14 protein-coding genes are annotated in these 19229 nt (G+C 68.9%); 9 read left to right on the top strand and 5 right to left on the bottom strand.

What is annotated here, in order from left to right; genetic code table 11:
- The first annotated feature begins 28 nt into the window (after positions 1 to 28).
- Genes DB30_RS27690 through DB30_RS27675 form a run of 3 tightly spaced genes read left to right on the top strand, consistent with a single transcriptional unit; the run spans position 29 to position 4976 of the window.
- Positions 29 to 433 (top strand): chaperonin Cpn10, encoded by a 405-nt coding sequence (locus DB30_RS27690; protein WP_052554428.1) that lies wholly within the window; start codon positions 29 to 31, stop codon positions 431 to 433.
- On the top strand, positions 430 to 3066 hold the full coding sequence (gene sppA, locus DB30_RS27685) for a signal peptide peptidase SppA (protein WP_052554425.1): 2637 nt from the start codon (positions 430 to 432) through the stop codon (positions 3064 to 3066). The genes DB30_RS27690 and sppA overlap by 4 nt, the downstream gene beginning before the upstream one ends.
- Positions 3067 to 3110: 44 nt before the next feature.
- Positions 3111 to 4976 (top strand): IgGFc-binding protein, encoded by a 1866-nt coding sequence (locus DB30_RS27675; protein WP_205633080.1) that lies wholly within the window; start codon positions 3111 to 3113, stop codon positions 4974 to 4976.
- Between the two features lie 12 nt (positions 4977 to 4988).
- On the opposite strand, the gene DB30_RS27670 is transcribed toward DB30_RS27675, so the two are convergent.
- From DB30_RS27670 to DB30_RS27660, 3 genes are all read right to left on the bottom strand, one after another.
- Entirely contained in the window at positions 4989 to 5978 is a 990-nt protein-coding gene (locus DB30_RS27670) for a hypothetical protein (protein WP_052554419.1), read from the bottom strand.
- A 12-nt stretch (positions 5979 to 5990) separates the two neighbouring features.
- A complete protein-coding gene (locus DB30_RS27665) occupies positions 5991 to 6305 on the bottom strand; it encodes a hypothetical protein (RefSeq protein ID WP_146660892.1) in 315 nt (104 codons plus the stop codon).
- Positions 6306 to 6419: 114 nt separating this feature from the next.
- Positions 6420 to 6599, bottom strand: a complete 180-nt coding sequence (locus tag DB30_RS27660) for a hypothetical protein (protein ID WP_052554413.1) — start codon at positions 6597 to 6599, stop codon at positions 6420 to 6422.
- 60 nt (positions 6600 to 6659) lie between these two features.
- Between DB30_RS27660 and DB30_RS27655 the strand changes: the two genes are divergently transcribed.
- The gene (locus DB30_RS27655) at positions 6660 to 7496 is read left to right on the top strand and encodes a lysophospholipid acyltransferase family protein (RefSeq protein WP_052554410.1); all 837 of its coding nucleotides are present in this window, start codon (positions 6660 to 6662) and stop codon (positions 7494 to 7496) included.
- 34 nt (positions 7497 to 7530) lie between these two features.
- Here the strand turns inward: DB30_RS27655 and DB30_RS27650 are convergent, their stop codons facing one another.
- A complete protein-coding gene (locus DB30_RS27650; RefSeq protein WP_052554407.1) occupies positions 7531 to 10215 on the bottom strand; it encodes a serine/threonine protein kinase in 2685 nt (894 codons plus the stop codon).
- Between the two features lie 479 nt (positions 10216 to 10694).
- On the opposite strand from DB30_RS27650, the gene DB30_RS27645 reads away from it, so the two are divergent.
- The gene (locus tag DB30_RS27645) at positions 10695 to 11678 is read left to right on the top strand and encodes a formylglycine-generating enzyme family protein (RefSeq protein WP_165703979.1); all 984 of its coding nucleotides are present in this window, start codon (positions 10695 to 10697) and stop codon (positions 11676 to 11678) included.
- Positions 11679 to 11694: 16 nt separating this feature from the next.
- Here the strand turns inward: DB30_RS27645 and DB30_RS27640 are convergent, their stop codons facing one another.
- Complete coding sequence (locus DB30_RS27640) at positions 11695 to 12294, bottom strand: hypothetical protein (protein ID WP_052554402.1); 600 nt, start codon at positions 12292 to 12294, stop codon at positions 11695 to 11697.
- 180 nt (positions 12295 to 12474) lie between these two features.
- On the opposite strand from DB30_RS27640, the gene DB30_RS27635 reads away from it, so the two are divergent.
- The 4 genes from DB30_RS27635 (at position 12475) to DB30_RS27620 (ending at position 19007) form a co-directional block, all read left to right on the top strand.
- Complete coding sequence (locus DB30_RS27635; protein WP_052554400.1) at positions 12475 to 12864, top strand: hypothetical protein; 390 nt, start codon at positions 12475 to 12477, stop codon at positions 12862 to 12864.
- A gap of 88 nt (positions 12865 to 12952) precedes the next feature.
- Positions 12953 to 14212: a TolC family protein gene (locus tag DB30_RS27630; protein ID WP_146660886.1), complete on the top strand. Its 1260-nt coding sequence runs from the start codon at positions 12953 to 12955 to the stop codon at positions 14210 to 14212.
- Complete coding sequence (locus DB30_RS27625; RefSeq protein WP_052554395.1) at positions 14209 to 15930, top strand: efflux RND transporter periplasmic adaptor subunit; 1722 nt, start codon at positions 14209 to 14211, stop codon at positions 15928 to 15930. Before DB30_RS27630 ends, DB30_RS27625 begins: the two co-directional genes overlap by 4 nt.
- A complete protein-coding gene (locus DB30_RS27620; protein ID WP_052554393.1) occupies positions 15930 to 19007 on the top strand; it encodes an efflux RND transporter permease subunit in 3078 nt (1025 codons plus the stop codon). Before DB30_RS27625 ends, DB30_RS27620 begins: the two co-directional genes overlap by 1 nt.
- Positions 19008 to 19229 lie beyond the last annotated feature (222 nt).

The raw sequence follows: 19229 nt of genomic DNA, 5'->3' as shown, positions 1-19229 counted from the left end.
GGGCCGACGCGTGACTATCATGTGACGGATGTCCTCGGATCCACCTGCGCCACCGCCGAAGGTCACCCGTCACGTTCAACCCCTAGGCCCTCGGGTGCTGGTGCGTGTCATCAAGGATCCCGACCGCCTCGACTCGGGGCTGTTCTTGCCCGAGGGCGCCAAGGAGAACGCTCGCCAAGCGCTGCTCGGGGAGGTCGTCGAGGTCGCGCGGACCATGCCCAAGGTCGCCTACGAGTTTGGTCCAGACGACGACGACGACGACGACGACGGCGCCGGGTTCGGCGCCAACGTCAGCGGGATCCCGCTGGGCGCCAAGGTGTTGTTCGGCAAGGCCCGCGGGTTGGCGGTGCCGTGGGACGACAGCCTGCGCGTGGTCGATGTGCGCTATCTGTTGGCGATCGTCGACGAGATTCCAGAGGACGAAATTCAATGACGGCGCACGGGCGTGCGCGGGTAGGAGTCGGCCTGCTCGCGCTCGGACTCGCGTGGGCGCCCACCTCCGCGCAGGCGCAGGACCCGGTCGCCCAGCATCGTGAGCTGGGCGACGGCGTTGACCGCCCAGTCCACAACCTGTCGGGCAGCGGCGACGCCAGCAGCGTCGAGCTCAACCCGGCGCTGATCAATTCCGTCCACGGCCTCGACATCACGCTGCTCGGCTACCAAACGCTGCACGAGTTCGCGCGGGGGGCCGGGTTTGGTGCGTTCGCGGCGCTCAACCTCGGCTTTGGGTTCGCGCTTGGCTTTGGTGTTCAAGCGCTCGAGCCCGGGTTCAAAGACGGCCTGTTTGACGCCGATATCGGCCACAACCGGCCCACGACCAAGCTCAGCTTCGCGCTGGCGCTGGGCCAGGGCGAGTGGGGCAGCTTTGGCGTCGGCGTGCACGGGGTGCGCCGCCAGGGTGATCCGCTGCGGCCGGCCCAGGTCGACATCGGCACGGTCCTGCGGATGACCAACTACGCGAGCTTCGGCGCGGTCGCCCGGCTCGCGCCCGGGGGCCTGCGCGACACGAGCTTTCGCCCAACCTTGGATCTTGCTGGCGAGCTGGCGGTGCGGCCGCTCGGCAACCACTGGCTCGAGCTCGCGGGCGGCGTCACGGCGCGCATTGACCAGAGCGTCGAGCGTGGGTTTGGTGGGTTCACGCTCGGTCATGATCTGCTGCCGCACGGGCGGATCGCGGTGCGCTACCACGGCCTCGAGGTCGCGGGTGAGGCCCAGATGATCCAGGCCGACGTGCTCGACGAAGACACGCTCGACATCGTCCGCCAGACAACGGCCATGCGTGGCGGCGTGTCGGTGGCGATGGCCTGGGACTACGCCTCGATCGGGATCGGCACCCACGCGGGGCTTGGCGGGGGGATCGACGGCGTCTCGTACAAGGCCCGGTTCACCACCGCGCGCCAGGGCCGGGTCTACTGGCAGCGCCTGGTCGACGCAGAGGAGATCGAGCTTGGCAGCATCGGCGATCAGCGCTCGTTGATCGCGTGGTTGCAGCAGATCGAGCGGGCCGAGGCCGCGGGGGACCGGGCGGTGTTGGTGATCAAGGCCGACGGCTTTGGCCTGGGCTGGGGCGCGGCGCAGGAGCTGCGCGACGCGCTGCGGCGGGTGCGGGACGCGGGCGGTCACGTCTACGCCTACGTGGAGTCGCCGGGCCTGGCGGAGTACTGGATCGCCAGCGTCGCCGAGACCATCTACACCCACCCGGCGGGCGAGTTTCACACCGTTGGGCTTGGCAGCCGGCGCCTGTACTTCCGCGACGCGCTCGCCAAGATCGGCGTCTCGGTCGAGGCCGTCCACGTCGACGAGTACAAGAGCGCCCACGAAAATTATACGCGCAACGATCGAAGCGAGCCGGACGCGGAGCAGCGCAAGGCCCTGCTTCAGGACACCTGGGAGCTCGTCGTCCACGACATCGCCCAGGCCCGCGGGCTCAGCAAGGCGCGCGTTCGCGAGCTGGTCCGCGACTCACCGTTGGGGCCGGATCAGGCGGTCGAGGCCGGGCTCGCCGACGCGGTGATCCATCGTGATCAGCTGAGCAAGAGCTTGTCCGACGATCTGCAGGCTGACGTCTCGCTCCGCAAGTTCGCGCCGACGCAGCCCGAAGACCAGACCTGGGGCGAGGCTCCGTACTTGGCGGTGGTCTTGGTCGTGGGCACGATCGTCGACGGGTCCAGCCGCAACATCCCGCTGCTCAACATCGTGATGACTGGCGGCGACCAGATCGCCAAGACCTTGCAACAGCTGCGGGCCGACACCGCCTGCAAGGGGATCGTGCTGCGGGTCGACAGCGGCGGCGGCTCGGCGTTCGCCAGCGAGGTGATGTGGCGCGAGGTGCAGCGCACCCACGAGGCCTGGGAGAAGGACAAGCGCGGCTCACCACCAATCGTGGTCTCGATGGCCGACGTCGCCGCCAGCGGCGGCTACTACATCGCCGCGGGCACCGACAAGATCTTCGCCCAGCCGCTCACGATCACAGGTTCGATCGGCGTGGTGTTCATGCACTTCGACGTGTCCGGCCTGCTGAAGATGCTGGGGGTCGGCATTGATCGGCTCGAGCTTGGCGGCGCCGGCGTCGACATGAACTCGATCTGGCAGCCGTGGTCGGAGCCCCAGCGCGAGAAGATCGACGCCGCGATCGATCGCACCTACCAGCTGTTCTTGCAGCGGGTGTCCGACGCCCGCGGCATGACCAAGGACCAAGTCCACGCGATCGCCCGGGGCCACGTGTGGTCGGGCAAGCGCGCCAAGGACAACGGCCTGGTCGACGAGTTTGGCGGCCTGCGCGAGGCCTTGGCCGAGGTCCGCTCGCGGGCGGGGGTGGCGAAGTTTGCCCAGCTCGAGCTGCGGGTGCTGCCCAAGCGGCTCACGTTGATCCAGCTGATCTTGCGCGGGGCCGGGTCGCTGATCGCCGCGCCAGTCGAGCGCTCGGTGACGAGCAAGCAGGCCCAGGCCAAGGCGAAGATGCCGTTGGTGTTCGATCAGGCGCTGGCGCGGCTGCCGATGTCGATCCTGTTTCTGCCGCAGGACCAGGCCAGCGTGATCATGTCTGGCGAGATCGAGATTCGCTGACACCGAACACCCTGGGGCTATGATGTGGCAGGAGCTGCCATATCATGCGATCGACCCGACAATTGACGCCACTGTGGTTGAGCCTCGCCTGCGTGGGGGGCTGCAACACCCCGCCTACGTCCGCGACGGCGACCGACGAGACCTCGATCACCGGGGATGGCGACGGCGACACGGGCGACGGCGACGGTGATGGCGATGGCGGCACGGGCGACGGCGACACGGGCGATGGCGACGGCGATCCGGGTGACAGCGAGGGTGATGGCGACGGCGATCCGATCAAGTTTGATCTGCGCGCGAGCGCCGACGTGCCAAACGACGACTGCACCTGCTCCGACGATCTAAAGCACGTCATCTGCGGGGGGCTCGAGACCGAGAACTGCGCTCCCGATGGCGCCTGCGCCGGGGGTGACTGCATCAATGATCCCTGCCTCGCGGCCGAGCTCGGCAAGAGCTCGTACGGTTGTGACTATTGGGCGGTCAAGACCGATCTGATCATGGAGGGCACGGGCGCTTGCTTCGCCGCCTTCGTGGCCAACACCTGGGAGAAGCCGGCCCACATTCAGGCCGAGTACGCCGGCCAAGCGCTCGATCCCAGCGCCATTGCGATCCCAGTCGGGCAGGGCGCAAACCTGGTCTACGAGCCCTACAATCCAGTCCAGGGCCTCGCGCCCGGCGACGTCGCGGTCATCTTCATCGCCCGCGACAACGGGTTCTTGCCGGCCTGCTCGGTCCCGCCAGCGCTGGTCGCCAACGTGGGCGTGGTCGGGACGGGGCGCGGTCAGGCCGTCAATATCACCACCGATGTGCCGGTCGTTGCGTACCAGATTCTGCCGTTTGGTGGCGGCAGCTCGGCCGCGACCTCGGCCAGCTTGCTGCTGCCAACCAGCGCCTGGGACGTGAACTACGTGGCCGTCAACGCGTTCGAGAAGAGCGTGGCAGCCCCGACCGCTCAGCCTTCCATGACGATCGTCGCCCACGAAGACGGCACCCAGGTCTCGCTGCTGCCCAAGGTCGCCGTTCAAGGGGGCAACGGCGTGGCGGGTGGGCCGGCCGCGATGCCGATCATGTATTCGCTGGATCGGGGCGAGACCCTGCAGATTAGCCAAGACGCCGAGCTCACCGGTTCACCGCTCGAGGCCAACAAGTCGTTTGGGTTGTTTGGCGCCGCCAGCTGCCTCAACGTGCCGGTCAACGCGATCGCCTGCGACTCGGCCCACCAACAGATCCCGCCCATTCAGGCGCTGGGCAGCGAGTACGTGGGTGTTCGCTATCGTTCGCGCGGCAACATGCAAGACGAAGTGGTGCCGTGGACGGTCGTTGGGGTTGTTGATGGAACAACGCTGAGCTGGACCCCCGCGCCGCCGAACGGCGCGCCCGTGGTGCTTGGCGCGGGCGAGCTGGTCCGCTTCAGCGCGCCGGGCCCGTTCGTGGTCAGCAGCCAGGATGAGGACCACCCGTTTTACATTGCGGCGCACATGACCGGTGGCGGAAACTTTGGCGGCGAGGGGGATCCCGAGTGGGTCAACATCATCCCGACCGCGCAGTACCTCGACGACTATGTGCTGTTCACGGATCCAACCTACTCCGAGACCAGCCTGGTCGTGGTGAGGACCCCCGGCAGCGGCGGGTTTGCCCCGGTCGAGCTCGACTGCCTTGGGGAGCTCAATGGGTGGATGCCGCTGGGGGACTATGAGTATACCCGCGTGGACTTGGTCACTGGCAACTTCATGGCAGTCAATGGGTGCGAGAACGGGCGGCACGAGATGTGGAGTGACGAGCCGTTTGGGGTCACCGTGTGGGGGTGGGGGTCCAGCGCTTCGCAGGGGTTCTCTACGGTCTATGTGTCGTATGCGTACCCGGCTGGGGCAAGCGTGCGGAGCATCAATCAGGTGGTGATTCCGGTGGGGTAGGGCGCGGGTGGGTCAGAACTGCAGCGTGAATGTCATCCCACCCGAGCCGTGCTTCGGGTTGAGGTACGGAACCAAGCTGACCGGCCGCGGCTTGGCCTTCTTTACCTCGCCACGCCGCTTGGCGCCCACGGCGATCAGCGCCGCGCCAGGCGCGGCCAGGGACAGACCGATGACGCCCAGGACCCCGCCCGTGACGAACGCCCCGGTTCCATCGAGGGTCGTGCAGGTGTCGAACACGGGATCGCAGGTCGTCTCGCTGGTCGCGCGTAGGTTCGCGCCCAAGCCGATCATCGCGACCGTGCCGATCAAGAACAGCGAGCCGATGCTGGTCAGCACGATGCCACCGACCACCTGCGAGCGGCCCTTCGCCCACTTGGGCCCGAGCACGGGATCCGCCTTGACCTCTTCCTCCCAGATCATCTGGGGGGTCAGGGGCTTGGGCGGGGGGACGGACTGCGGCTGCGGCTGCGGCTGCGTGGCGGGGTCAACGACGGGCTCGGGGCTGGGGTCATCGAGGGGGACGGCGGTCTCGCCCTTGGCCTCGGACTCGGCCAGCTTTTGCTCGACCTCGGCCAGGCGCTCGTCGGTGCTGGCCCGCTCCTCGAGCGCGGCCGGGTCGTCGCCGTAGAGCTGCACGTGCTCGTCGCGATAATTTTGGAGCAGGATCTTGGCCTTGCGCAGGTGCATCTGGTTGCGCGAGACGTCGTACGCGCGAATGTGGGCCGACGCGATGTTGTAGACCAAGCCGTTGCGGATCGTCCGGGTGTCAACGCCGTCGGGCAAGATCGCGAACGCTTGCTTCCACAGCGCGAGCGCCTCTTCGTACTCGGCCGTCTGAAACTTGATCTCCGCCTCTTTGTTGAGCGCCTTGGCCTCGGCGAGCTGCGAGTCATCTGCGGCGGTCGGTGCCTGCGCGAACGCAGGCGTGGCGCCGAGTTGGAGCGGGCCCAGGATCAGGACCGCGGTGAGCGAGATCGCGGTAGAGGCGTAGCTTCGTCGCACGCACCAACGCTATCATTTTCCGCGATCCTGCGAGGGCGGCGCAGTTGTGTGCTTGCGCCCGAACGCTGTGCCCGAACGCTGTGCGTGAACGCTGTGCCCGAACCTGTGCCCGAACCTGTGATGGGGGCCACACGGCCGCAGCTGGCCTGGGGCGGCTCCGGGCCAGCTGGGATCACTCCGCGGCCCCGGGCGCCTGCTTCGCCGACCCGCGCCCTCGAGCGGGGTCAGGCGAACGACCTCGAGCACGACGGCAAGCACGAACAGCGTGGCCGCGATGCCCAGGTCGGGCGCGCGCACGGGCTTGACGACGGTGGATTCGAGGATCATGAAGCCACTGAGGCTCGGCCCGATCATGGTCCCCAGTGGGCTGATATCCTGCGCGAGGTTGAGCCGACTCGCCGCGGTTTGGGGTGGTCCAAGGCGTGTCGCGCAGGGGAGTGATCACTGCCCAGTTGGCGGCGCCATCGTCAGGTGCGCGCCAACCATGCACAGCTCCGGCTGGGCCTTGGGATGCGGGATGGAGATGTCATTGAGCGCCGCGATGAACCCCGACGTGAAGCCCAGCAAGGTCAAGAGGCCAAGGGCCGCGCGCTGGCGCTCGTCGTCGTCGGTGTCCGTCATCGCCGCGCCGCGCTTGTGTTCTCACTTGCGGGGACCCTCGCGAACTGCGAGCTTGGACAAGTGATTCGCCGCTTGGTCGGGAAGGTCTTCGACGACGCCGAGGTGGCCGATCAGATCGCCCGCTTGCCGATCTCGTTCAACGCCTACGGGATCGATCGCTTCGGCGTCTCGCGCCTCGCGCTGCAGCGCTGGTACTCTGCGATGGCGCCGATCTACCGCGACTATCTCAAGGTCTCGGTGTTCGGCGCGGAGCACCTGCCCGCGCACTCGCGGGGCATGGTGATCGGCAATCACTCGGGGGGGATCGGCGCCGACGCGTCGATGCTGTCGATGGCGCTGCTGATGAACAACCCGCCGCGCTTGGCCCACGCGATGGCGGAGTACTTCTTCAACACCAAGCCCTACATGGGCATGATGCTCAACCGGGTCGGGCACCTGACGGGGCTGCCCCAGCACGCCCGCCTGCTGCTCGAGGACGAGCGGCTGGTGGTCGTGTTCCCAGAGGGCGCTCGCGGTGCGCTCAAGCCCTATAGCAAGCGCTACCAGCTGCAGCGGTTCGGGACCGGGTTCATGCGGCTGGCGCTGATCAACCGGGCGCCGATCATCCCGTTCGCGTTCATCGGCGCCGAAGAGGCGTTTCCGATCCTCACGCGGCTCGACGCGCCGAGTCGGCTGCTTGGCATGCCGCCCATGCCCATTGCGCCGCAGCTGGTGTTCTGGCCGCTGCCGGTCAGCTGCCAGATCCACTTTGGCCCGCCGATGTTCTTCGACGGCGACGGCGACGAGGACGAGGACGAGATCCATGCCAACGTCGATCGAGTTCGGGCGGCGATCGAGGCGCTGATCCAGCAGGGCCTGGCGATGCGGCCGAAGCCATTCATGATGGACCGGGTGTGATCGCCCCGCCCGATCGGGATCGGGATCGGGACGCTCACAGGGACTTCGCTTGGGTCCACACGACCCACGGGGAGGTCCAGTCGTCGTCTGCGTCGGCGAAGGCCCCGATCCATGCTGCGTTGGGGTCGAAGAAGCCGTCGTCGGGGGGGCCCTCGAAGCCCTCGCTGGGCACAATGGGTGTGGCGGGGAGCAGGCTCGCACTCAGCGGTCCATCGCATCCGAGAAATCCGAACCCTTCCCCGCTCGACCACGCGCCATCAAAATCCGGCGAGGACAGATCCCCGGGCGACTGCCGGACCAGGGCGACGCCCCGCAGCGTGACGAAGGTGTCGCGATCGTGACGATCCAGCCCGTAGTCGAATCCGCTGACCAGCAGCCCCGCGAGCTCGGGCTGGGCCGCGCGCCGGGCCAAGATCGCGTGGCTCGGCGCCCGGGGGTTGGTGACTCCGCACAAGGTGGCGTTCCAGATCACCGGGCGCGTGCGCGGCTCGGCGGTCGAGCCGTTGGGATCGTTGTCAAACTCGAAGGCGTTGCTGGGGGTGGTGTCGGCCTCCCCTTGCACCCGATCATGCACGACCACGAACTGGATCCGACCTTGGTAGCCGTTGTCGAAGTCGAGCCCATCATCGCCGGGCGCGACGCAGACCAGGTGCTTGGCGTCAACTGTGCCGCCAAAGAACTCGAAGCAGTCGTCCGAGCTGGCGAGCACCTCCACATGATCGATCGTGGTCCCACGCCCCACGCCCGCGAGCGTGAGCCCGTTGATCTCGTTGCCGGGCGCGAGCTCGACCCCGGGGTACTCGATGCGGACGTAGCGGAGCACGCCGCTGTCATCGTTGGGGTCGTCACCGCCGTAGGGCGCAACGCCGGTCACGCCCTCGACCTCGCCCAGGATCGGGCGACCGTTGGCGTCGCGCAGGTTGATCGGCGCCCGACCAAGCAGCAGCACGCCGCCCCAGTCTCCGGGTTGGCGCTCGGCCTCGGGCCGGCTGCTGGTGAACACGATCGGTCGCTCGGGGGTGCCAGACGCGATCAGCCGCGCGCCAGGTTCGATGATCAGCGCGCCCGTGGTCTCACGCTCGCCAAAGATCGTCGTCCCCGCCTCGATCGTGAGCGTGGCGCCAGCGACGACGCGGGTGTTGAAGCGCAGGACATAGTCGCGGTCGCAGCGGAGCGTCGCGTCCTCGTCGATCTCGCCGCTGAGGGGCACCCGCGGCTTGTCTGCGGCGTCGCAGTTGGGCGGCTCGACTGGCGCGAGCGGGGCGGCAGGGCGGGGCTGCGTGCGCCCGTGCTCCGCCCCGACCGGAGTTGCGACCGGCACCGCTCGAGACTCCCGCCAGCCAAACAGCACCGCGACGAACGCGACCAGCATCAGCGCAACCACGCCAACCACCACGCGCGGTGGTGTGTTGTCGCGCGAGCGCGAGAGCGGCAGCGCACGCGCGCCGATGGTTCCGCTTGCCTCGCGGCTGGGGGCTGGCGGCTCAGGCTCGGGTTCGGGCGCCGGAACACCAGCGAGCTTGGGTCCGTAGTCGGCGGTGACCTCGTCGGGCGTCGAGGTGTGCGCCTCGCTCTCGTCAGAGCCGCGCGTGAACCCAGTGATCTCGTCGATCCGGTCGATCTGGTCGATCCGGTCGCGCTGGCTCGAAAGCTCCCAGCGCGTCGGGCCGTCACTGTCCACCAACCCAAGCAGCGCGCGATCGATCCGCGCGCGGACTTCGGCGCGCTCGATGCAGAACGCTTGGGCGACGCGCTTGCCGATCGCGCGGGCGGTGGCGTCGAGCCCTTGCTCGAGCATCACCCGCTCGAGCGCGCTCCGAAACGCCTCGGCGCTTGGGTAGCGCTGCTCGACCTCGGGCGCGAGCGCGCGCCGACAGATCCCCAGGACGGCGGCCGGGACGGTGTCGGGATCGAGCGTGAGGTCGGGCAGGTCGCGATCGACCAGCCGCCGCGCAACCGTGGCCTCGCTGCATCCGGCCCACAAGCGCCGACCGGAGACCAACTCCCACAGCATCACGCCGGCCGAGAACACGTCCGCGCGACGATCGAGCGGCTCGCCGCCGGCTTGCTGCGGCGACATATAGGCGAGCTTGCCCTTGAGCCCGCTGCTTTCACTGCGCGTGACCGAGTCGCTGGCCTTGGCGATCCCAAAGTCGACCAGCTTGATCTGCCCGTCGTAGGTCAAGAACAGGTTCTGCGGCGAGACATCGCGGTGGATCACCTGCATCGCGGCGCCGTCGTAGTCGCGCAGCTCGTGGGCGTAGTGCAGTCCGTCGAGCATGTCGGCGATGATCCGAAGCCGCATGCCGAGGCTCAGCGGGTCGACCTCGCACGGCTGCTCGCGCCCGACGCCGAGCCGGCGCGAGATCCGATGGAGCGGCTGGCCATCCAAGAACTCCATCGTGATGTAGGGGATCGGCCCCTCCTGTCCGACCTCGAAGGTCTGCACGACGTTGGGATGGTGCAGCCGCGACGCGAGCCGGGCTTCGTCCATGAACATCGCGAGGGACTCGGGGTCGTCGAGCAGCGACGCGCGCGGCTGCTTGATGACCAACACCCGGTTGACCCCCGCCGCGCTGTTGACGAGCGCCAAGTACAGGTACGACATGCCCCCGTGGCCAACCGGGAACAGCAGCTGATGGCGACCCAGCGACACGGGCGGGCGGCTCAGCCCCGTGTGGTCTGGGCCCGACGCGCGCGACCACGCGCCCCGACTCATGATGCTACCTGGCACGTCAAAGCGCCGCGAACGTAGTGGCCGTTTGCGGGCGGAGCAAGTTACATTTGGTTGACGGCGAAGTGTCCAAAACCCCGCGTAGACGGGATCCTAGGAGCCCGTGGTGGAACCCATCGCGTCGCCTCGCGCCGGAATTTTCGGCGAGGGCGAGGAGCCGAAACGCAGCTGTACCGGGCGTACTGCAAGTTTCGGCGACACTGCCCTCGGCGAAAAGGCCAAGCGAGGCGGCGCGAGGGGTTCCACCACGGGCTCCTAGGGCGAGGTGACGACTCTCGTTGCCAGCCGGAAGGTGTGACGATTCAGCCTCACATTCGACTCCAAGTGTGATCAATGCACGCGGGGATCGGATCGAGTGAGACCGATGCCCGCGGGGCGGCGTTGGGGAGGTCATGCCCGCCTCGCGTCCGCTCGTGCTCGCAGCCCGTCAACCTTCTCGCCTTGGTCCGCGCTATGGTGTGCCGGTGCGGGCACGAAGCGGACAGGATCGCGCGCGGTTGATCGTCGCCGTGTTGTTTGGGGCCGGGGCACTGATCGCGTGCCACCCCCAGCCCAGTGAGACCCCCGAGCCCAGCCAACCAACCAACGTCGCGTGGATGCCGGGCCAGACCGCCAACGCCAGCGAGGATCCCGAAGACGACGGCAGCTTCGAGATCATGTGCAACAACAACCCCGAGGCGCCGGGGTGTCCGTGGGATCGCAACGCGATCAACACCGATCCCGAGGGCGTGTGGGGCAACTCGAATCCTCACAACCTGCCGCTGCCGGTCGAGCGGCCCGAGCGTTGCCCCGAGTCTGCGGTCATGGCCGGCACGATCACGATCCCCGCGGGTGAGTTCGTGATGGGCTGCGACAGCCTCGACAGCAAGGAGTGTGGCAAGGCCGAGCGCAAGCGCGTGGTCGTGGATCTGCCGGCCTTCTCGATCGACCGCACCGAGGTCACGCAGGCCGCCTACCAGCGCTGCATCGAAGCGGGGGTGTGCACGGCTCCCGCTGGCGGGTTCGAGCCGACCGACGCCTGCACCAACCCGGTCGCCAACGTCAGCTGGGAGCAGGCCGGCGCCTACTGTGAGTGGCTGGGCCAGCGGCTGCCCAGCGAGGCCGAGTGGGAGAAGGCCGCGCGCGGCACCGACGAGCGGATGTTTCCCTGGGGCGACGAGGCGCCAACGTGCGAGCTCGCCAACTTCGCCGGCTGTGGGCTGCGCGAGGCCCAGCCCGTCGCCTCACACCCCGGCGGCGCCAGCCCCTACGGCGTGCTGGACATGGCCGGCAACGTGCGCGAGTGGGTGTTCGATCGTGAAGAGGGGCGCGCGCGTCAGCCCAAGCGTGGCATTCGGGGCGGGATGTTCACGGATCAGGGCATGAACCTACGCGGCGCCCGTCGGCAGTGGGGCGACGTCAGCGTGTCGGACCTCGGGATCGGGTTTCGCTGCGCGGGCTCCACCTGAGATTGCGCCACGGCTCCTACTCAGCTTTGGAGGTCAGCGCGAACGCCAGGGTGTCGCCGCTGCTGACGATCTCGACGTGGGTCGAGAGCTGCGAGAACGCCAGCATCGCCTTGATCGCGCCAGCGTACAGGACCTGGATGCCCATGCTCACCCGAACCATCGGCGGCAGGTCGCGGGCCTCGAGGCGCATCGAGCCGGCTTCGTCCGTCGCGACGACGACGATCTCGCCGCAGTCGCGGGTGGAGATCGACCAGGCGGCGGGGGCGAGCGCGAGCACGCCCTGGTTGCGCCGCTCGAGCGGCTCGTCTTCGGCGGCCGCTCCGGGGGTGTGCAGGGTGTTCGTCAGCGGCTCGAGCAGCCCGCCGACCCAGCTGTCGTAGACCAAGTCACGCCAGAACTCGACGGCCCGCTCGGCCCCAAGCACGTCGACGAGCGTGTCGCACAGCTCGATCGAGTACTCGACCGGGAGCCACGCGTCGGCGCGCGCGCGGGCGATCGCGTTTTGCGTGGCGCGAGTGATCGTGTCGAGGATCGGCAGCCGCGTGGCGTCGGGGAACGAACGAACTCGGCGCATGGCTGCGCGGTTCCAGCTGTTGATGATGGCTGGTTCTCGCATCGCGTCGGCGCCGATCCTACCACCTTCGCCGAGCTGGCTGGGCTCACATGGCCCGGGCTGTGACAGCCGAATACTGGGGAGCTTGGGCGTCCCCGCAGCCGCTCGCTCGAGTCGGACAACACGCGCTGCGGTTGGTGGGGCTGTGCTCGAGCGGCGCAGCTGGTATAGTCGCCGCCCGGCATGGCTCGAGCCCACGACATGCTCAGCACCCTGCGGATCGCACTGTTGTGGATCCTCGTGCTGTTCGTAGTGCCGTTCGGCAGCTCTTCGCTCGAGCGCGAGCGACCCGGGGTGGGCTGCGAGCCCTCCTGCGCATGCGACGAGCCCGAGCGTGTGGCCCACGCCGAGGATCGCGAGCTCCACGACGACGGGGAGTCGCCGTGCGAACAGGACTGTGATGAGGACTGCTCCGGGTGCTGCGACGCTCGGGTGGCGGCTGCGCTCGTTAGCCTCGTGGGGCTGCCCAGCATGTACTTGGGGGCGGCCGCGACTTGCGAGTTGCCAGCACTCGACGCGCCCGGCTGTCGCGTCGCAATTGGCGTGTTTCGGCCGCCGCGCTCCCTGACCTGAGTCCGTCCGCATTTTTCGGTTTCGGTTTCGGCTTTGGTCGGCGAGCCCGCGCTGCGGCGCGACCTCGTGTTCCCAGGGAGAGTTACAGATGGTTCGAACGAGGCTCATCGGCCCGTTTGTCTGCGTGTTGCTGTGGGCATCGCCCGCCCGCGCAGGCGAACCGGGGCAACCGGTCATGAAGATCAACTACGAGCAGGCGCTGACGCTCGCTCGCGAGCAAGCGCCCGCGCTGGCAGTCGCGCGCGCGCGCGTCGGCGAGGGCGAGAGTCAGGTCGATGCCGCGGGGGTCGGACGGTTCAACCCGCAGATCATGGCGAGCGCGGGTCCGCGGTTCGGCGCGAACGAGGCGAACGTCGACGTGTCCGTGCGGGCGACCCAGTGGCTCGAGGTCGGCGGCCAGCGGGGGCATCGGATCGAGGCCGCGCGATCTGCGGTTGACGCCAGCCAAGCGCGCAGCGAGGACACGCAGCGGCTGCTCCTGCGTGACGTGAGCCTGGCGTTCGTCGCCGCCCTCTACTGGCGACAACGGGTCGAGATCGCCGAGCAGAACCTCGAGCTGGTGAGCGCGGTCGCGACCGTCGCACGACGCCGGCACGAGGTCGGCGACGTCGGCGGGCTCGCGGAGTCGAGCGCGGCGCTGGCGGTCGCGCAAGCCCGGATCGACGTCGAGAGTGCGCTCGCGGCGGTCGATCGAGCCGAGGGCCAGCTCGCGGCGCTGCTCGGAGTCGAGGCCGAGGTCGAGCTGGTCACGGTCGGCGAGCTGCGCGAGCTTGCGATCCCCGGTGGCGCGGGCGACATCGACAACAACGACATCGACATCAACATCGACATCGACGCGCGCCCGGACCTGCGCGCGTTCGAAGCCGATGCCCGCGAGGCACGGGCTGCGGGGGCGCTCGGTCGGTCCAACCGCGCGCCAAACCTCGCCGTGGGTGTGGGGTACGTCCATGAGGAGTCCGAGCACGTCATGCTCGGGATCGTTGGCATCACCTTGCCCGTGTTCGATCGCGGGCAGGGCAGCGTGGCCGTGGCCGAAGCCCGCGGCGTGCGGGCCCGCGCAGAGCTCGAGGCGACGCGCGACACGGCCGCGCTCGAGGCCAAGACCGCCGTCGCGGTCGTGCGCCGCACGACTGACGCCGCGCTGCAGTTCGAGCGAGACGGCCTCGCGCAGCTCGAGCGAACGGAGCAAATGGTGACCGTGAGCTACGAAAAGGGCGCGGTCACCTATGACGAAGTGCTGACCGTGCGGCTCGAGCTCGTCGCCGCCAAGCTCGGCTACGCGGCCTTGCTGCTGCAAGCCGCGACCGGCCGCGTCGAGCTGACCGCCGCCACGGGGGCGCTGCAATGAGCCGTCCAATCAACGGGTCAAACCTTCGCGCGGCGCTGGCTGGCCTGGCGCTGGTCCTGCTCGCGCTGCTTGGCTGTGACGCGGAGCGGCCCGCCGCCGAGCTCGAGGCCCCGCCACGCGAGCCCAGCAGCGCGCAAGCGCCAGCCGAGGCCGCCTCGGATTGGTGCGCGGGGCATCAGGTCCCCGAGTCGAAGTGCACGAAGTGCAACCCCGAGCTCATCGCCGAGTTCAAGGCCGCGGGCGACTGGTGTGCTGAGCACGGCTTGCCCGAGTCCGTGTGTCCGATCTGCAACCCACAGGCGGAGCCGGCGGTCGCCGTCGACTGGTGCGTCGAGCACGGGCTCCCCGAGTCGAAGTGCACGAAGTGCAACCCCGAGCTCATCGCCGCGTTCAAGGCCGCGGGCGACTGGTGTGAGGGGCACGGCTTGCCCGAGTCCGCGTGTCCGGCCTGCAACCCACAGGCGGAGCCGGCGGTCGCCGGCGACTGGTGCGTCGAGCACGGGCTCCCCGAGTCGAAGTGCACGAAGTGCAACCCCGCGCTCATCGCCGAGTACAAAGCCAGCGGGGACTGGTGCGAGGGGCACGGCTTTCCCGAGTCCGTGTGTCCTTCGTGCAACCCCGCGACGCCGCCCCCGAGCGCCGAGCAGGCCGCGCTCGAGGCTCGGATCGTACGCCTGCGTGCGCCGGAGCTCGAGGCCGCCGCGGGCTTCCGGACCACTCCGGCGCGCCAGATCGCCGCGGCTACACGGGTGGATTGCACGGCCCACCTCGAGTTCGACGCCGATCGCATCGCAGACATCCGCGCGATCGTCCCGGGCCTCGTCCGCCAGCTTCGCACGGAAGTCGGCGATCGGGTCGAGCCGGGTGATCCGCTGTTCGAGCTCGACAGCACGGACATCGGCGCGATCCAAGCCGCGCTGCAGACCGCCCGTGAGCGGGTCCGAACGGCGCAGACCAACCTCGATCGGCAGCTCGACCTTCGGGAGTCCGACATCGCCTCCGCGCGCCAGGTCGAGCTCGCGCAGCAGGAGCTCGCCATCGCCAAGGCGGAGGCTCGCGCGGGTCGGGCTGCGCTCGACATGGCGGGGGCCGGGGGCTCGAGCCGGGTCGGTCGCTACACCATCATCGCCCCGATCGCCGGAACGGTGCTGCGCCGACCGGCGGTGCTCGGGATGGTCGCAGCTGACGACGTCTCGCTTGCGACGATCGGCGACACCTCGGTCATGTGGGCGCTGTGCGAGGTGCCCGAGGCCTTCGCCGATCAGATCGCGCTTGGCCAGACCCTGAGCGTCTCGGCCGACTCGAACCCGGAGCTGAGCTTCGAGGGGGCGCTGACCTGGATCTCCGCCGAGGTCGACCCGCAGACCCGCACCGTCAGCGCCCGCGCGGAGGTGCAGAACCCCGAAGGGAACCTGCGCGCCAACCAGTTCATGCGCGGGCAGATCACCACGAGCCCGAGCCGAGCCGTCGTCGCGGTCCCACGCGCGGCGGTCCAGCGCGTCGGCACCCGCGAGCTGGTGTTCGTCCGCACCGACGTCGGCGTCTACGAGCCGCGCGTGGTTCGGCGGCACAGCGGCGGCGACACGGTCGAGATCGAAGGCCGCGTGGCGGTTGGCGACGCGATCGTGACCACCGGCGCCGTGCTGCTGCGGACCGAGATCATGCCCGGCAGCATCGGCGCGGGATGCTGTGAGGTCGAAGCACCAGGGGGCGAGTGATGTTGACCAAGCTCATCGATCTGTGCCTCCGGCACCGGCCGGTCGTGCTGCTCGCTACCGCAATCCTGATCGCCTGGGGCCTGGCGAGCTTTCGCCGGCTGCCGTTCGACGCGTTCCCCGACACCACCCCGGTCCAAGTCCAGATCAACACGAGCGCGCCCGCGCTGGCGCCCCTCGAGGTCGAGCGCCAGCTCAGCTTCCCCGTCGAGCAGGCGATCTCGGGCTTGCCGGGCCTCGTCGAGGTCCGCTCGATCTCGAAGTTCGGGTTCTCGCAGGTCACCGCGATCTTCGACGACGACACCGACATCTACCTCGCCCGCCAGGTGGTCAACGAGCGGCTCGCGCTCGCGGACCTGCCAGCGGGGATCGAGGGCCCGGCCCTTGGCCCGGTCGCGACCGGCCTCGGCGAGGTGTTTCAGTACATTGTCCGGGCCGATGGCATGTCGCCGGCCGAGCTACGCACGCTGCACCACTGGGTGATTCGCCCGCAGATGCTCCAGACCCCCGGCGTCGCCGAGATCAACACCTGGGGTGGCCGTGAAAAGCAGTACCACGTCGTCGTCGATCCCTATCGGCTCGTGAAGCACGAGCTCACCCTCGAGGACGTCGCCCGGGTCGTGCGCCACGAAAACCGCAACGTCGGCGGCGGCGTGCTCGACGTTGGCGGGGAGTCTCAGCTCATCCAGGGCCTGGGCCTGGTCACCGGCATCGAGGACCTCGAGGCCATGGTCGTCGCCGAGGTCGACGGCACCCTCGTCCACCTCGACGACGTCGCCGACATTCGTGAGGGTCACGAGATCCGTCGCGGCGCGGTCACGGCCGAAGGGCGCGGCGAGGCGGTGCTCGGGCTCGGGTTCATGCTCATGGGCGAGAACAGCCGCGAGGTCACTCGCTCGCTCGAGGCGCGGCTCGAGCAGGTTCGCCACAGTCTGCCCGAGGGCGTCGAGCTGACCCCCGTCTACAGCCGCTCCGCGCTGGTCGACGAGGTCCTGAGCACGGTCCGCGACAACCTGATCGAGGGCGCGCTGCTGGTCATCGCGGTGCTGTTCGTGTTTCTTGGCAATCTTCGCGCCGGGTTGATCGTCGCGCTGGCGATTCCGCTGTCGATGCTGTTCGCGTTCAACGCGATGCTGTGGGTCGGGATCGCCGGAAGCTTGATGAGCCTCGGTGCGATCGACTTCGGTCTCGTCGTCGACAGCTCGGTGATCGTCGTCGAGAACGCGGCGCGGCGGCTGAGCGAGGACACGTCGGGGCGCAGCGTGCGGGAGATCGTCCGCGACGCCGCGATCGAGGTCCGCAGGCCGACGCTGTTCGGCGAGCTCATCATCGCGATCGTCTACCTGCCGATCCTGACGCTCGAGGGCGTCGAGGGCAAGCTGTTTCGGCCGATGGCGCTCACGGTGATCTTCGCGCTCGCGGGCTCGATGCTGATCTCGCTGACCGTGATGCCGGTGCTCGCCAGCTACGCGCTCGAGTCCCGCCGCCGCAAGACCGGCAAGCGTCGCCTGGTCGCGGCGCTCGAGGCCGGCTACCGCCGGGTGCTCGAGCGCGCCTTGGATCGGCGCAAGCTGGTGCTCGCGCTCGCGACCGCAGCGGTGCTGGGCGGCGGGTTCGCGGCCACCAAGCTCGGCTCCGAATTCGTGCCGCGGCTGAGCGAGCAGGCTGTCGTCATCAACACCGTGCGCGTCGCCGGGATCTCGCTCGACGAGTCGATCCGCTACGGGACCCAGATCGAGCGCCGCCTGCTCGAGCGCTTCCCCGACGAGATCGAGCACGTCTGGACCCGGACCGGGACCGCCGAGGTCGCCACCGATCCCATGGGCCTCGAGGTCTCGGACGTGTTCATCACCCTCACGCCGCCCAAGCAATGGACGCGGGGCACGACCCAAGCCGAGCTCACGACCGCGATGGCGGCCGAGCTCGAGGGCATGCCCGGCATGCGCAGCGTGTTCACCCAGCCGATCGAGATGCGCGTCAACGAGATGATCGCGGGGATCCGGGCCGACGTTGGCATCAAGCTGTTCGGCGACGACTTTACGGTCTTGCAGCAGCAGGCAGACTCGATTCGTAGGGCGATCGAGACGATCCCCGGCGCGGCCGACGTGACGGTCGAGCAGCTCACCGGGCAGGCGATGTTGACGATCGAAGTCGACCGCGACGCCGTCGGGCGCTACGGCATCGCGGTCGCTGACGTCCTCGACGTCGTCGAGTCGCTCGGCACCCGCAAGCTCGGCGAGGTCGTCGAGGGCCAGCGGCGCTTCGATCTCGTGTTGCGTCTCGACGACGAGGTTCGACGATCCGCCGAGCAGATCGGCGCGCTCTTACTCCAGACCCGCGAGGGTGGACGCGTGCCGCTGTCCTCGCTCGCGCGGATCGAAGTCGTCGAGGGCCCTTCGACGATCCAGCGTGAGTGGGCGAAGCGCCGGGTCATCGTGCAAGCCAACGTGCGTGGCCGGGATCTTGGCTCGTTCGTGGCCGACGTCCGTCGTGTGCTCGCCGAGCAGATCGATCTGCCGCCCGGCTACTACACCGACCTCGGCGGTCAGTTCGAGCAGCTCGAGCGCGCCCAGGGAAGGCTCATGATCGTCGTCCCGCTCGCGCTCACGCTGGTGTTCGGGCTCTTGTGGCTGACCTACGGGCGGGCGAGCGACGCCATTCGCGTGTTCACCGGGGTGCCGTTCGGCGCCGTCGGGGGGGTGCTCGCCCTGTGGCTCCGAGACATGCCGTTCTCGGTCTCGGCTGGGGTCGGCTTCATCGCCTTGTCGGGCGTCGCGGTGCTCGGCGACATCGTACTGGTGTCGCGGGCCAAGCAGCTGCTCGCGGACGGCTTGGGGCTGCGCGAGGCGATCGGCGCCGCAGCGCAGAGCCGACTGCGCCCGGTCTTGCTGACTTCGTTGGTCGCCGCGCTCGGGTTCGTGCCGATGGCGTTCAACATGGGCGTTGGGGCGGAGGTTCAGCGACCGCTCGCGACTGTGGTCGTGGGCGGGATGATCACCTCCACGCTCGCGACCTTGCTCGTGCTCCCGGTCCTGTACATGAGCTTCACCCGGCGCTCGCGTACGACCCGACCGCACTAGTGCTCTTGACACCCCAATTTCGGTGTACTCGAGTCGAGTTTGGGCCCGCGCAAACTTGCGCACCCGGACAATCATAGATCTCCCTCCCCGCAAGGAGGGTGCTTTTGGGGTCTGCGGGGGTCGATGTGCTGATGGGCAGCGCGCACGACCCGTGAGGGTCCCTCCGGGCACGGAGGGCTCAAGACGCTAATTTGCGTTGTCATGGATCGCTGTCGGCGAGGT

Origin of the sequence: Enhygromyxa salina, from assembly GCF_000737335.2 — a bacterium.
Taxonomy (GTDB): Bacteria; Myxococcota_A; Polyangia; order Nannocystales; family Nannocystaceae; genus Plesiocystis; species Plesiocystis salina_C.
The sequence above is the reverse complement of the archived record's forward strand: the minus strand, read 5'-3'. Positions and strand labels throughout refer to the sequence as shown.